The organism is Bartonella sp. HY406 (genome assembly GCF_025449315.1).
Classification (GTDB): Bacteria; Pseudomonadota; Alphaproteobacteria; order Rhizobiales; family Rhizobiaceae; genus HY038.
Genome location: NZ_CP104893.1, coordinates 2,880,125 through 2,898,075, shown reverse-complemented (window position 1 = coordinate 2,898,075; position 17,951 = coordinate 2,880,125). Strand labels below are relative to the sequence as shown.

Genomic DNA, 17,951 nt, shown 5'->3' with positions numbered 1-17,951 from the left:
AAATCATTAAAATCAGTTGGTTTTGTTATATTATAATTTTCTAATTTATAATATAATTGGCGCTTTTTAAGCCAGATATCCTTGATATTTATCATCTATATTGGTATTTTCTTATCTGTATTATATAAAATATTATCAATTAATTGATTTAGTTTATTGACATATATTTGTATCTGCCTGTACTATAACAGCATATTTTTATATTAGTATTACATTAAGTATGCGGGGATCGAATAGTGGTTAGTAAGTCTAATTTGAATGGTCATGCCAATTTAAAAGTCACAAGCAAATCGGGTGTTGTAGATGCGCCAGAAAGTGCTAGTAATTTTTATATTGATGCGCCAAAGGGTGATATAGCAAATTATGCGCGCGAAGGCGGTGATTTGGTTATCGAGTTTAAAGATGGTCAAAAGCTTGTTATTAAGAATTTTTTTGTAAATGGGTTAGACTTTAATAATTTACTATTGAGTGACGGTGGAACGCTTCTGCTAGTTGATTTTAGTAAGGCTTTGTCTGGTCAAGATGGTATTAATGATCCAGATGTTATCTATCATAATTTAAATGATGTTGATGCTACAAGCATATTGATTGGTTTGCTTGGTGCGGGCGGTATTGCTGCTGCGATAGCTTTTTCAAGTAGTTCTGATTATAACTATACACCGCCTGTTGTTGATACGGCGCCGCCTAGTATCCCATCTCTTGATAATGTTTATGATAAGGTTGAGTCTATTGTTGGTCCAATAGTTGCCGGAACCAGTACGAATGATCCTCGTCCGACTTTTTCCGGTACTGCAATGCCTGGAACTGTTATCAAATTTTATGATAATGGGCAGCTTATTGGTTCGACAGTGGCTGCAAGTGATGGTCATTGGAGTTGGGAGCCTGAGGTGGATCTTGCCGATGGTGCTCATTCAATTACTTATACGGCCTCTGACGGTGCTGGTAATGAAAGTGCACATAGCGATCCCTTCGTTTTTTCAGTGGATACTTTAGCGCCGTCAACGCCAACTACACCTTTGGTTATGGATAATACCGAACCGCATGTTGGGCCTATTCTACCTGGAAGTAGTACCAATGAAACTCAGCCAGAATTCTCAGGTACTGGTGAGCCTGGTTCAACTATTACCATTAAAGATGGCGATACTGTTATCGGGACGACAACGGTCGGTACTGATGGCAATTGGTCAGTTAAGCCTGATGCTGCGCTTCCTGAAGGTAATCATTCGATTACGGTTACTGAAACCGATACGGCTGGTAATGCTAGCAGCCCAAGCGCCCCGATTGATTTTACTGTTGATACGACTGCGCCAACAACGCCATCTGTTCCAACTGCAACCGATAATACCGAGCCATATGTTGGTCCAATTTTGCCTGGCAGCAGCACCAATGAAACTCAGCCAGAATTCTCAGGTACAGGTGAGCCTGGCTCAACTATTACCATTAAAGATGGTGATACTATTATCGGGACGACAACGGTCGGTACTGATGGCAATTGGTCAGTTAAGCCTGATGCACCTTTAACTGAAGGTAGTCATTCTGTTACAGTTACTGAAACTGATACGGCTGGTAATGCTAGCAGCCCAAGCGCGCCGATTGATTTTACTGTCGATACGACTGCACCCGCAACACCATCTGTTCCAACGGCAACCGATAATACCGAGCCATATGTTGGTCCAATTTTGCCTGGCAGCAGCACCAATGAAACTCAGCCAGAATTCTCAGGTACAGGTGAGCCTGGCTCAACTATTACCATTAAAGATGGTGATACAGTTATCGGGACGACAACGGTCGGTACTGATGGCAATTGGTCAGTTAAGCCTGATGCACCGTTAACTGAAGGTAGTCATTCTGTTACAGTTACTGAAACTGATACAGCTGGTAATGCTAGCAGCCCAAGCGCGCCGATTGATTTTACTGTTGATACAACGCCACCAGCAACGCCATCTGCTCCAACTGCAACCGATAATACCGAGCCTGTTGTTGGGCCTATCGCGCCTGGCAGCAGCACCAATGAAACTCAGCCAGAATTCTCAGGTACTGGTGAGCCAGGTTCTACCATTACCATTAAAGATGGTGATACGGTTATTGGAACGACAACGGTTGGAACCGATGGCAATTGGTCAGTTAAGCCTGATGCACCTTTAACTGAAGGTAGTCATTCTGTTACAGTTACTGAAACTGATACGGCTGGTAATGCTAGCAGCCCAAGTGCGCCGATTGATTTTACTGTTGATACAACGCCACCAGCAACACCATCTGCTCCAAGTGTTACTGATAATCAAGAGCCTGTGACCGGCCCTGTTACCGCTGGTAGCAGCACAAATGATACTCAGCCAGAATTCTCAGGTACTGGCGAGCCAGGTTCTACCATTACCATTAAAGATGGTGATACGGTTATTGGAACGACAACGGTTGGAACCGATGGTAATTGGTCGGTTAAGCCTGATGCGCCTTTAACTGAAGGTAGTCATTCTGTTACAGTTACTGAAACCGATACAGCTGGTAATGTTAGCAGCCCAAGCGCGCCCATTGATTTTACCGTTGATACAACGCCACCAGCAACACCATCAACGCCAACTGCGACCGATAATACGGAGCCAGTCATTGGTGCTATTACTGCTGGTAGTAGCACCAATGAAACGAAACCTGAGTTTAAAGGGACAGGCGAGCCAGGTTCAACCATCACAATTAAAGATGGTGATACGGTAATTGGCACAACTACTGCTGATAGCGATGGTAAGTGGACGTTAAAACCTGAAAATCCCCTAAGCGATGGCAATCATTCAATTACAGTAACTGCAACTGACTCTGCCGGTAATACAAGTACCCCAAGCGGCTCACTTGATTTTAATGTCGATACAGTCATTCCAAATCCGATTGATACATCTAAGATGGATTTGGTTGATGATTTTGGTCCTGTTCAAGGAACGATCAATCGTGGTGATCCAACGGATGATCGCACGCCAACCTATAGTGGTGCTGCAGGTTCTGTTGATGCCAATGATGCCTCAAGCATTAATATCTATAATAAGGATGCAAGTGGCGTTGTTAAGCTTATTGGTTCAACCAGTGTTAATGCTGATGGTTCTTGGAGCTTTGATCCAAATCCACCATTAACGCCTGGTGATTATATCTTCTCCGCCCGTCCTGTTGATAAGGCTGGCAATGAAGGTCCAGCGACGACGGATTGGAACTTCACGCTTGTTGGTGATGCACCAGCTGATCCTGCCATTACCAGCGTTAGCGATAATGAAGGTTCGGTCCAAGGAGCCCTTCAAAAGAACGGCGTTACCGATGATACAACACCTGTTGTTAAAGGTACCGGCGAAGCTGGCTCAACCATTACCATTCATGTTGAAGGTCCAGATGGCGTAAGCTTTGTTGGTGGTACAACCACTGTAAATGCCAATGGTAGCTGGACTATTGAGATTACTCCTGCCTTTAGTAAGGGTGATGGTACTTATACGATCAAGGCACAGGCTAATGACTCTGCCGGTCAATTAAGTAATATGACCGGTGGCTTCCCAGTTGTTCTTGATACGACTGCGCCTGCAACACCTAGCCAACCAACCATTACTGATAATGTTGGTGATGTTACTGGTGCGTTATCTGCCAATGATACTACTGACGACAAACAGCCTGTTCTTTCTGGTAATGCTGGTAGTTCAGAAGCTGGTGGCACAGTAACCATTAAGGATGGTGATACCGTTCTTGGTACAACCAGCGTTGGCGCCGATGGCTCATGGAGCTTTACACCGCCAGCACCAGGTCTTAGCGATGGTAGCCATTCAATTACAGTAACAGTTACCGATAAGGCTGGTAATGAAAGTGCTGCAAGTCCTGCCTTTAATATTACCGTTGATACCAGCAATGTTGTTGTGAGCTTTAGCCACTTTGAAGATAATGTTGGTACAATCCAAGGTAATGTTAAGAGTGGTGGTATCTCAGATGATCGCACACCTGTTATGGTTGGTAGCGCAAGCGCCAATGCAACAGTTACGGTTAGCTATGTTAATGCAGCAGGTACGAAGGTTGTTGTTGGTACAACAACTGCCGATAGCACGGGTGCATGGAGCTTGACGCCATCAGTTGATTTGGCGGATGGTAAATATAGCTTTAGTGCGGAAGCCGTAAATGCTGCTGGTGTTAAAGGCACAGTAAGCTTCACACTTGAGATTGATGCAACCGCACCATCAGCTCCAGTTATCAATGAAGTTCTCGATGATGTTGGCTTTATTCAAGGGCCAATTACGTCTGGTTCATCGACCGATGATACAACACCAACCTTTAGTGGTACAGGTGAAGTTGGTTCAACCATCACTATCAAGGATAAGGATGGTACAGTTGTTGGTACAACCACCGTTGATAGTGATGGCAAATGGTCGGTTACAACTGATGAGCTTGCTGAAGGCACACATAATCTTACCGTTACATCAACCGATGCGGCTGGTAATGTTAGTGATGGTGCGCAGTTTGATGTTATTGTTGATACAACAGGTCCATCAGCAACCGCTGCCCTTCAATCGATCAGTGATGATACAGGTTTTGATACAGCCGACTTTATTACCAATGATACAACCTTGATCTATACAATTAAGGTAACTGGTACATTGGAAACGGGTGACACTGTTTGGATGCGCATCAAACCAGAGGGCGGCACAGCTGGCCAATGGATCCAAGCTACCAAAAATGCTGATGGCACTTATAGTGTTAATCATAATGATGCAGACCACGCCTTAACTGATGGTCGTTATACAATTGAGACCGTTGTCCGTGATGCGGCAGGTAACCCATCAACTCCATCAACTCAAAATATCGAAATCGATACTCAAGGCCCAACTGGCGGCACGGTTACGATTAGCGGCTATTTTGATGATGTTGGTGCAATTACTGGTGATATAACCACATCTGGCACATCAACCGACGATACAACCCCACTATTGAAGGGTACTGTAACCGGTCTTCAAGATGGTGATCGGGTCGTCATCAAAGTAACTGGCTCTGATGGTGTTGCCAAGGTTCTTGGTACAGCCACAGTTACCGGTGGCACTTGGAGCTATCAGGTAACTGATGCGCAAGCTCTTAGTGAGGGTGATTATAAGTTTGAAGCTATTGTCACCGATAAGGCTGGTAATGAAGGTTCCAAATCTGGTCTCTTTGATCTTAATGTTGATACGACTGCACCGGCAGCGATTGATACATCTAAGATGGATTTGGTTGATGATTTTGGTCCTGTTCAAGGAACGATCAATCGTGGTGATCCAACGGATGATCGCACGCCAACCTATAGTGGTGCTGCAGGTTCTGTTGATGCCAATGATGCCTCAAGCATTAATATCTATAATAAGGATGCAAGTGGCGTTGTTAAGCTTATTGGTTCAACCAGTGTTAATGCTGATGGTTCTTGGAGCTTTGATCCAAATCCACCATTAACGCCTGGTGATTATATCTTCTCCGCCCGTCCTGTTGATAAGGCTGGCAATGAAGGTCCAGCGACGACGGATTGGAACTTCACGCTTGTTGGTGATGCACCAGCTGATCCTGCCATTACCAGCGTTAGCGATAATGAAGGTTCGGTCCAAGGAGCCCTTCAAAAGAACGGCGTTACCGATGATACAACACCTGTTGTTAAAGGTACCGGTGAAGCTGGCTCAACCATTACCATTCATGTTGAAGGTCCAGATGGCGTAAGCTTTGTTGGTGGTACAACTACTGTAAATGCCAATGGTAGCTGGACTATTGAGATTACTCCTGCCTTTAGTAAGGGTGATGGTACTTATACGATCAAGGCACAGGCTAATGACTCTGCCGGTCAATTAAGTAATATGACCGGTGGCTTCCCAGTTGTTCTTGATACGACTGCGCCTGCAACACCTAGCCAACCAACCATTACTGATAATGTTGGTGATGTTACTGGTGCGTTATCTGCCAATGATACTACTGATGACAAACAGCCTGTTCTTTCTGGTAATGCTGGTAGTTCAGAAGCTGGTGGCACAGTAACCATTAAGGATGGTGATACCGTTCTTGGTACAACCAGCGTTGGCGCCGATGGCTCATGGAGCTTTACACCGCCAGCACCAGGTCTTAGCGATGGTAGCCATTCGATTACAGTAACAGTTACCGATAAGGCTGGTAATGAAAGTGCTGCAAGTCCTGCCTTTAATATTACCGTTGATACCAGCAATGTTGTTGTGAGCTTTAGCCACTTTGAAGATAATGTTGGCACAATCCAAGGCAATGTTAAGAGTGGTGGTATCTCAGATGACCGCACACCTGTTATGGTTGGTAGCGCAAGCGCCAATGCAACAGTTACGGTTAGCTATGTTAATGCAGCAGGTACAAAGGTTGTTGTTGGTACAACAACTGCCGATAGCACGGGTGCATGGAGCTTGACGCCATCAGTTGATTTGGCGGATGGTAAATATAGCTTTAGTGCTGAAGCCGTAAATGCTGCTGGTGTTAAAGGCAGTGTTAGCTTCACACTTGAGATTGATGCAACCGCACCATCAGCTCCAGTTATCAATGAAGTTCTCGATGATGTTGGCTTTATTCAAGGGCCAATTACGTCTGGTTCATCAACCGATGATACAACACCAACCTTTAGTGGTACAGGTGAAGTTGGTTCAACCATCACTATCAAGGATAAGGATGGTACAGTTGTTGGTACAACCACCGTTGACAGTAATGGCAATTGGTCGGTTACAACTGATGAGCTTGCTGAAGGCACACATAATCTTACCGTTACATCAACCGATGCGGCTGGTAATGTTAGTGCTGGTGCGCAGTTTGATGTTATTGTTGATACAACAGGTCCATCAGCAACCGCTGCCCTTCAATCAATTAGTGATGATACAGGTTTTGATACAGCCGACTTTATTACCAATGATACAACCTTGATCTATACAATTAAGGTAACTGGTACATTGGAAACGGGTGACACTGTTTGGATGCGCATCAAACCAGAGGGCGGCACAGCTGGCCAATGGATCCAAGCTACCAAAAATGATGATGGCACTTATAGTGTTAATCATAATGATGCAGCCCACGCCTTAACTGATGGTCGCTATACAATTGAAACCGTTGTCCGTGATGCAGCAGGTAACCCATCAACTCCATCAACTCAAAATATCGAAATCGATACTCAAGGCCCAACTGGCGGCACGGTTACGATTAGCGGCTATTTTGATGATGTTGGTGCAATTACTGGTGATATAACCACATCTGGCACATCAACCGATGATACTACACCACTATTGAAGGGTACTGTAACCGGTCTTCAAGATGGTGATCGGGTCGTCATCAAAGTAACTGGCTCTGATGGTGTTACCAAGGTTCTTGGTACAGCCACTGTTACTGGTGGCACTTGGAGCTATCAGGTAACTGATGCACAAGCTCTTAGTGAAGGTGATTACAAGTTTGAAGCTATTGTCACCGATAAGGCTGGCAATGAAGGTTCCAAATCTGGTCTCTTTGATCTTAATGTTGATACGACTGCACCAGCAGCGATTGATACATCTAAGATGGATTTGGTTGATGATTTTGGTCCTGTTCAAGGAACGATCAATCGTGGTGATCCAACGGATGATCGCACGCCAACCTATAGTGGTGCTGCAGGTTCTGTTGATGCCAATGATGCCTCAAGCATTAATATCTATAATAAGGATGCAAGTGGCGTTGTTAAGCTTATTGGTTCAACCAGTGTTAATGCGGATGGTTCTTGGAGCTTTGATCCAAATCCGCCATTAACGCCTGGTGATTATATCTTCTCCGCCCGTCCTGTTGATAAGGCTGGCAATGAAGGTCCAGCGACAACGGATTGGAACTTCACGCTTGTTGGTGATGCACCAGCTGATCCTGCCATTACCAGCGTTAGCGATAATGAAGGTTCGGTCCAAGGAGCCCTTCAAAAGAACGGCGTTACCGATGATACAACACCTGTTGTTAAAGGTACCGGTGAAGCTGGCTCAACCATTACCATTCATGTTGAAGGTCCAGATGGCGTAAGCTTTGTTGGTGGTACAACTACTGTAAATGCCAATGGTAGCTGGACTATTGAGATTACTCCTGCCTTTAGTAAGGGTGATGGTACTTATACGATCAAGGCACAGGCTAATGACTCTGCCGGTCAATTAAGTAATATGACCGGTGGCTTCCCAGTTGTTCTTGATACGACTGCGCCTGCAACACCTAGCCAACCAACCATTACTGATAATGTTGGTGATGTTACTGGTGCGTTATCTGCCAATGATACTACTGATGACAAACAGCCTGTTCTTTCTGGTAATGCTGGTAGTTCAGAAGCTGGTGGCACAGTAACCATTAAGGATGGTGATACCGTTCTTGGTACAACCAGCGTTGGCGCCGATGGCTCATGGAGCTTTACACCGCCAGCACCAGGTCTTAGCGATGGTAGCCATTCGATTACAGTAACAGTTACCGATAAGGCTGGTAATGAAAGTGCTGCAAGTCCTGCCTTTAATATTACCGTTGATACCAGCAATGTTGTTGTGAGCTTTAGCCACTTTGAAGATAATGTTGGCACAATCCAAGGCAATGTTAAGAGTGGTGGTATCTCAGATGACCGCACACCTGTTATGGTTGGTAGCGCAAGCGCCAATGCAACAGTTACGGTTAGCTATGTTAATGCAGCAGGTACAAAGGTTGTTGTTGGTACAACAACTGCCGATAGCACGGGTGCATGGAGCTTGACGCCATCAGTTGATTTGGCGGATGGTAAATATAGCTTTAGTGCTGAAGCCGTAAATGCTGCTGGTGTTAAAGGCAGTGTTAGCTTCACACTTGAGATTGATGCAACCGCACCATCAGCTCCAGTTATCAATGAAGTTCTCGATGATGTTGGCTTTATTCAAGGGCCAATTACGTCTGGTTCATCAACCGATGATACAACACCAACCTTTAGTGGTACAGGTGAAGTTGGTTCAACCATCACTATCAAGGATAAGGATGGTACAGTTGTTGGTACAACCACCGTTGACAGTAATGGCAATTGGTCGGTTACAACTGATGAGCTTGCTGAAGGCACACATAATCTTACCGTTACATCAACCGATGCGGCTGGTAATGTTAGTGCTGGTGCGCAGTTTGATGTTATTGTTGATACAACAGGTCCATCAGCAACCGCTGCCCTTCAATCAATTAGTGATGATACAGGTTTTGATACAGCCGACTTTATTACCAATGATACAACCTTGATCTATACAATTAAGGTAACTGGTACATTGGAAACGGGTGACACTGTTTGGATGCGCATCAAACCAGAGGGCGGCACAGCTGGCCAATGGATCCAAGCTACCAAAAATGATGATGGCACTTATAGTGTTAATCATAATGATGCAGCCCACGCCTTAACTGATGGTCGCTATACAATTGAAACCGTTGTCCGTGATGCAGCAGGTAACCCATCAACTCCATCAACTCAAAATATCGAAATCGATACTCAAGGCCCAACTGGCGGCACGGTTACGATTAGCGGCTATTTTGATGATGTTGGTGCAATTACTGGTGATATAACCACATCTGGCACATCAACCGATGATACTACACCACTATTGAAGGGTACTGTAACCGGTCTTCAAGATGGTGATCGGGTCGTCATCAAAGTAACTGGCTCTGATGGTGTTACCAAGGTTCTTGGTACAGCCACTGTTACTGGTGGCACTTGGAGCTATCAGGTAACTGATGCACAAGCTCTTAGTGAAGGTGATTACAAGTTTGAAGCTATTGTCACCGATAAGGCTGGCAATGAAGGTTCCAAATCTGGTCTCTTTGATCTTAATGTTGATACGACTGCACCAGCAGCGATTGATACATCTAAGATGGATTTGGTTGATGATTTTGGTCCTGTTCAAGGAACGATCAATCGTGGTGATCCAACGGATGATCGCACGCCAACCTATAGTGGTGCTGCAGGTTCTGTTGATGCTAATGATGCCTCAAGCATTAATATCTATAATAAGGATGCAAGTGGCGTTGTTAAGCTTATTGGCTCAACCAGTGTTAATGCTGATGGTTCTTGGAGCTTTGATCCAAATCCACCATTAACGCCTGGTGATTATATCTTCTCCGCCCGTCCTGTTGATAAGGCTGGCAATGAAGGTCCAGCGACAACGGATTGGAACTTCACGCTTGTTGGTGATGCACCAGCTGATCCTGCCATTACCAGCGTTAGCGATAATGAAGGTTCGGTCCAAGGAGCCCTTCAAAAGAACGGCGTTACCGATGATACAACACCTGTTGTTAAAGGTACCGGTGAAGCTGGCTCAACCATTACCATTCATGTTGAAGGTCCAGATGGCGTAAGCTTTGTTGGTGGTACAACTACTGTAAATGCCAATGGTAGCTGGACTATTGAGATTACTCCTGCCTTTAGTAAGGGTGATGGTACTTATACGATCAAGGCACAGGCTAATGACTCTGCCGGTCAATTAAGTAATATGACCGGTGGCTTCCCAGTTGTTCTTGATACGACTGCGCCTGCAACACCTAGCCAACCAACCATTACTGATAATGTTGGTGATGTTACTGGTGCGTTATCTGCCAATGATACTACTGATGACAAACAGCCTGTTCTTTCTGGTAATGCTGGTAGTTCAGAAGCTGGTGGCACAGTAACCATTAAGGATGGTGATACCGTTCTTGGTACAACCAGCGTTGGCGCCGATGGCTCATGGAGCTTTACACCGCCAGCACCAGGTCTTAGCGATGGTAGCCATTCGATTACAGTAACAGTTACCGATAAGGCTGGTAATGAAAGTGCTGCAAGTCCTGCCTTTAATATTACCGTTGATACCAGCAATGTTGTTGTGAGCTTTAGCCACTTTGAAGATAATGTTGGCACAATCCAAGGCAATGTTAAGAGTGGTGGTATCTCAGATGACCGCACACCTGTTATGGTTGGTAGCGCAAGCGCCAATGCAACCGTTACGGTTAGCTATGTTAATGCAGCAGGTACAACAGTTGTTGTTGGTACAACAACTGCCGATAGCACGGGTGCATGGAGCTTGACGCCATCAGTTGATCTTAGCGATGGTAAATATAGCTTTAGTGCTGAAGCCGTAAATGCTGCTGGTGTTAAAGGCACAGTAAGCTTCACACTTGAGATTGATGCAACCGCGCCATCAGCTCCAGTTATCAATGAAGTTCTCGATGATGTTGGCTTTATTCAAGGGCCAATTACGTCTGGTTCATCAACCGATGATACAACACCAACCTTTAGTGGTACAGGTGAAGTTGGTTCAACCATCACTATCAAGGATAAGGATGGTACAGTTGTTGGTACAACCACCGTTGATAGTGATGGCAAATGGTCGGTTACAACTGATGAGCTTGCTGAAGGCACACATAATCTTACCGTTACATCAACCGATGCGGCTGGTAATGTTAGTGATGGTGCGCAGTTTGATGTTATTGTTGATACAACAGGTCCATCAGCAACCGCTGCCCTTCAATCGATCAGTGATGATACAGGTTTTGATACAGCCGACTTTATTACCAATGATACAACCTTGATCTATACAATTAAGGTAACTGGTACATTGGAAACGGGTGACACTGTTTGGATGCGCATCAAACCAGAGGGCGGCACAGCTGGCCAATGGATCCAAGCTACCAAAAATGCTGATGGCACTTATAGTGTTAATCATAATGATGCAGACCACGCCTTAACTGATGGTCGTTATACAATTGAGACCGTTGTCCGTGATGCAGCAGGTAACCCATCAACTCCATCAACTCAAGTGATAACTATTGATACGTCTTTACCAATTACGGGCTATGAAGTTGCCATTACGGGTTTCTTCGACGATGTTGGCTTGATCCAAGGTGATATGACCACATCTGGCACATCAACCGACGATACTACCCCATTGTTGAAAGGTACCGTTACCGGTCTTCAAGATGGTGATCGGGTCGTCATCAAGGTAACATTACCGGATGGTTCAAAAATTATTCTCGGTGTTGCGACCGTTACTGAGGGAACTTGGGAATATCAGGTAACTGATGCGCAAGCATTTACATCTGAGGGTCAATATAGTTTTGAAGCCGTCGTTACCAATATTGCAGGCAATGAGGGTAAAACCTCAACTGGCTTTGATCTTAATCTTGATTTAACCGCGCCAACCGCTACATCTTCAATCACCGGTATTACCGATGATACAGGCTTTAGCGATAGCGATTATATCACCAGTGATGATACACTCATCATTCATGGTAGCGTGTCTGAAACCTTAAATGCGGGTGAAAAGGTTCAAATCCGTATTGATGGCGGTACTTGGGTTGATGCTGTTTATAATGCAACAGATAAAACTTGGAGCTATGACAATCAGGCCAATGCCTTGTCAGAAGGTGACCATAAGATTGAAAGCCGCGTTGTTGATGCTGCTGGTAACATCACTACAGGTGGCTCACAAACTGTAACTATTGATAAGACTGGCCCAGTTGAAGGCTATGAAGTTGCCATTTCTGGTTTCTTTGATGATGTTGGCTTGATCCAAGGTGATATGACCACATCTGGCACATCAACTGATGATACAACACCATTGTTGAAAGGTACTGTAACAGGTATTAAGACAGGTGATGAAGTTGTTATCAAGGTGACCGGTCCTGATGGCACAAAGATCATTCTTGGCAATGCAACTGTGACCAATGGAACTTGGGAATACCAAGTTACAGAAGCACAGAAATTTGTGACCGAAGGCAAGTACACTTTTGAAGCTGTTGTCACTGATAAGGCAGGCAATGAGGGTAAAACGTCAACTGGCTTTGATCTTAATCTTGATTTAACCGCGCCAACCGCTACATCTTCAATCACCGGTATTACCGATGATACAGGCTTTAGCGATAGCGATTATATCACCAGTGATGATACACTCATCATTCACGGTAGCGTATCTGAAACATTAAATGCGGGTGAAAAGGTTCAAATCCGTATTGATGGCGGTACTTGGGTTGATGCTGTTTATAATGCAACAGATAAAACTTGGAGCTATGACAATCAGGCCAATGCCTTGTCAGAAGGTGACCATAAGATTGAAAGCCGCGTTGTTGATGCAGCTGGTAACATCACCACAGGTGGCTCACAAACTGTAACTATTGATAAGACTGGCCCAGTTGAAGGCTATGAAGTTGCCATTTCTGGTTTCTTTGATGATGTTGGCTTGATCCAAGGTGATATGACCACATCTGGCACATCAACTGATGATACAACACCATTGTTGAAAGGTACTGTAACAGGTATTAAGACAGGTGATGAAGTTGTTATCAAGGTGACCGGTCCTGATGGCACAAAGATCATTCTTGGCAATGCAACTGTGACCAATGGAACTTGGGAATACCAAGTTACAGAAGCACAGAAATTTGTGACCGAAGGCAAGTACACTTTTGAAGCTGTTGTCACTGATAAGGCAGGCAATGAGGGTAAAACGTCAACTGGCTTTGATCTTAATCTTGATTTAACCGCGCCAACCGCTACATCTTCAATCACCGGTATTACCGATGATACAGGCTTTAGCGATAGCGATTATATCACCAGTGATGATACACTCATCATTCACGGTAGCGTATCTGAAACATTAAATGCGGGTGAAAAGGTTCAAATCCGTATTGATGGCGGTACTTGGGTTGATGCTGTTTATAATGCAACAGATAAAACTTGGAGCTATGACAATCAGGCCAATGCCTTGTCAGAAGGTGACCATAAGATTGAAAGCCGCGTTGTTGATGCAGCTGGTAACATCACCACAGGTGGCTCACAAACTGTAACTATTGATAAGACTGGCCCAGTTGAAGGCTATGAAGTTGCCATTTCTGGTTTCTTTGATGATGTTGGCTTGATCCAAGGTGATATGACCACATCTGGCACATCAACTGATGATACAACACCATTGTTGAAAGGTACTGTAACAGGTATTAAGACAGGTGATGAAGTTGTTATCAAGGTGACCGGTCCTGATGGCACAAAGATCATTCTTGGCAATGCAACTGTGACCAATGGAACTTGGGAATACCAAGTTACAGAAGCACAGAAATTTGTGACCGAAGGCAAGTACACTTTTGAAGCTGTTGTCACTGATAAGGCAGGCAATGAGGGTAAAACGTCAACTGGCTTTGATCTTAATCTTGATTTAACCGCGCCAACCGCTACATCTTCAATCACCGGTATTACCGATGATACAGGCTTTAGCGATAGCGATTATATCACCAGTGATGATACACTCATCATTCACGGTAGCGTATCTGAAACATTAAATGCGGGTGAAAAGGTTCAAATCCGTATTGATGGCGGTACTTGGGTTGATGCTGTTTATAATGCAACAGATAAAACTTGGAGCTATGACAATCAGGCCAATGCCTTGTCAGAAGGTGACCATACAATTGAAAGCCGTGTTGTTGACGCAGCTGGTAACATCACTACTGGTGGCTCACAAACTGTAACTATTGATAAGACTGCACCAATTGACGGTGTTTCTGTTTCAATTACTGGCTTTACTGATGATGTTGGTTTGATTCAAGGCGAAGTTACGGCCAATAATAGCTATACCGATGATACCGAACCGTTGCTTAAAGGAACGATTGCTGGTGTTGCCGATGGTGAACGTGTTGTCATTAAAGTAACTGATGCAAATGGTGTAACAACTGTTTTAGGTGTGGCTGTCGTATCAGCTGGAACTTGGGAATATCAGGTAACTGCGGCACAAGCGTTCAAAGATGGCCAATATACTTTCCAAGCGGTTGTAACTGATACTGCTGGCAATGAAGGTGCGACCTCTAATCAATTTGGTATTATTTTCGATACAGCTGCTCCAACGGCATTGTCGAATATTACTTCTATCACTGAAGATACTGGTAATGGTACCAATGATTATGTCACACGCGATGGTACCTTGATAATTACTGCCAAGGTTACTGGTACATTATCCGATAATGAACGCGTACAAATTTCGTTAGATAATGGCACAACTTGGCGCGATGCTACCTATGCAGCATCTACTGATAGTTGGACGTTGGATAATACAGATACCTTACTTGCTGATGGTACTTACACATTTAAAACCCGTGTTATCGACGCAGCCGGTAATTTGGGGACTGAAAGCAGCCAACAGGTTGTTATTGATAATAAGGTTCCTGAAGCTACCACTAAAATTACTCATTTTAGCGATGATCAGGCACCACAAGTTTATGATAGTTTACCATCAGGTAGTTATACCGATGATACGACACCAACCTTACATGGTACTTTGACCAAAGCACTTGATGAAGGTGCGGCGATTGCAATTTACCGCGGTAGCGTTTTTGTTGGCTATGCCACGGTGACAGGCTTGACTTGGAGCTTTACGCAGCCAACAGCACTGTCGGATGGAACATTTTACACCTATTATGCTGCAGTGCAAAGCCGATCCGGTGTGAACGGCTCACTATCAGATGCTTTTGAAATTGCTATTGATACAACCGATAGCAATATGGCACCAAATGTTGGTGCAGATGGCAAATACGCTACTTATTCCATGTCCTTGCGGCTTGGCAATAATGGCGGCTGGATGATGATGACCGATATGGCCGAATATTCTTCCGATGGTAAGGATTTCCGTAATTTTAAAGATCCTACGGCATTGAATTGGGATAATATTATTGCTGCTGCTGGTGGTAATACAGTTGATAACGCTATTAATCAGGGAGCTTATCGTACTCAAAAGTTATTTAGTTCTTACACTTATGGTGATTATAACCGTGATGGTTATATGGATATGTTCCTAACTGATCAAAGTTATATTGGTGGTAATAATGCTACTATGTTTGTCGGCCAAGCTGATGGCAGCTTTTTGGCAACTTTGGTAAACACTGGGACTGCTACCCACTTTGGTAGTACAATTTCGCTTGATTTTGATGGTGATGGCTGGCTTGATGTCGTCATTGGTGACTCAGGTACCGATAGTGCTACGTTCTTTAAAAATAAAGCGGACCAAGGCAATGGTAATATGACCAGTGGCCAATGGGATGTTTACGGTTATGGTGTAACGGGCTGGGGATCTACATTAGCGACTGAATTGCGTTACTTTATTGTTGATCATGAAATGTCGGCAGTAGATTTAGACAATAGTGGCTCTGTTGATGTAGTCGTTCATGGTAATAAAACTAGTCAAAATTCTTATACCATGTCGGTTCTGCGCAACAATGGCACTTCATCATCAAATGGAACCAATTGGACAATTAGCCAAAGTTGGCAGTCGATTTTTAATACGAGTGGTGAAAACCCAGCTGGAGATTCATTTGAACGTACTATTTCCATGACTTGGGGTGACTTTAACGGCGATGGTTATATGGATCTATTCATTGGCCAATCTAAAAATGCTGGTGTTGCCAATGTAGCTAATACAACTGGTACCGATAGTATGATCTTCTATAATGATGGTACCGGTAATCTTAAGGATCCGCAACGCATTGCTGATGGTATTATGGGTAAATCAACCCTTGCAATTGACTGGGATGGTGATGGTAAAATGGACCTTGTTGAGGTTCCTGAAGCCAAATATTCTATCGGTACATCGCTTTATTACCATAATACTGGTACGCTTGATGATAGTGGCCAAGTTGTCTGGGATATTAAAAATATCAAGGATATGGGTGTTGCAACGGCTGGTGGTTCCATCATGACGTCAACAGCACTTGATGCTGCGGTTAATGGTGCAAGTGCGGCTGCAATGGATTATGATTGGGATGGTGATCAAGATTTGATCATATCACGTGCTAATACCACTGAAGCATCGATTGTTATCACTAATCCGAATACGCCCGCTTACGGGACGGCCATGCATTTGCGTATTGTGCGTCCAGATGGTTCGAATACTTTCTACGGTAACACAGTTGAGCTATACAACTCCGCTGGTGTGCGTGTATCAAGTCAAATTATTAATCCGCAATATGGTACGGGTTGGAATGATAGCTCAGCAATTGTTCACTTCTACGGTCTCGAGCCTAATGAAACCTATACCGCAGTGATGCGCTTCAATAAAAATGGTATTTCACAAGACTTTGGTGGTCAAGCTTTTGCTAGCAGTACCAATCCAGTTGAAAATGTAAATTCGAGCTGGACTAACCTTAAAGCAACAGAGCCTTATAATGGTTATGTTCTAACAGCTGAAGCTGATGGAGCAGTTAACAATACAACTGATTATAGCTCCAATGTTGGTATTGTTGGTACTGGTTACAATGATACCTTCTTTATTGGTGCGGGTACCCGTTTCTATAATGGCGGTGGCGGTTGGAACGTCGGTGATGGCGAACGCACTTGGAATGAAAATAGTGGTTTGGATATTGCAGACTTTGCCGCGGTTGGTTCTCAAGGTATAAATGTAAGCCTTGCGAATACAACAGACTATCAAACCGTTGCAACTGGCTTTGCCACTCGTCTCGTCAACATTGAAGCAATCTATGGCTCTAGCGGCAATGATACAATTACCGATGGTAATGGTAACAATGTTCTCAATGGCCGTGGTGGTAATGATACCTTTACATTGACTGGTACGGGTCATACCACCTTGCTTTATGAAAATATTGATAATGCTGATGCAACTGCTGGTAACGGGCAGGATACTGTCAATCAGTTCACCCTTGGCAATTATGAAACTAATGCCAATGCTGATCGTATTGACCTTGCAAATATCTTGATTGGTTATGTTCGCGATGCTGATGGCCCAGCTCATTTTGACGCAAATGGCACTGCTAAAATCGATGTTGGTGACAATATTGGTGATTATCTTCGTGTCGTACAAGATGGTGGTAATGCTGTCCTATACGTTGATCGTGACGGCACGGGTGGCGCGTTCCAATCAACAGCATTGTTGACACTTAACAATACAACTACTGATCTTGCAACCTTGCTTGCCAATGGCCAGATCGTTGTCTAACCAAACCAATAGGGTCGGGGTATGTGC

Annotated in this window: 1 protein-coding gene; it reads left to right on the top strand. The window is 44.3% G+C overall.

What is annotated here, in order from left to right; genetic code table 11:
* The first annotated feature begins 236 nt into the window (after positions 1 to 236).
* A complete protein-coding gene (locus N6B01_RS12270) occupies positions 237 to 17,924 on the top strand; it encodes an Ig-like domain-containing protein (protein WP_262079004.1) in 17,688 nt (5,895 codons plus the stop codon).
* Positions 17,925 to 17,951: the final 27 nt, after the last annotated feature.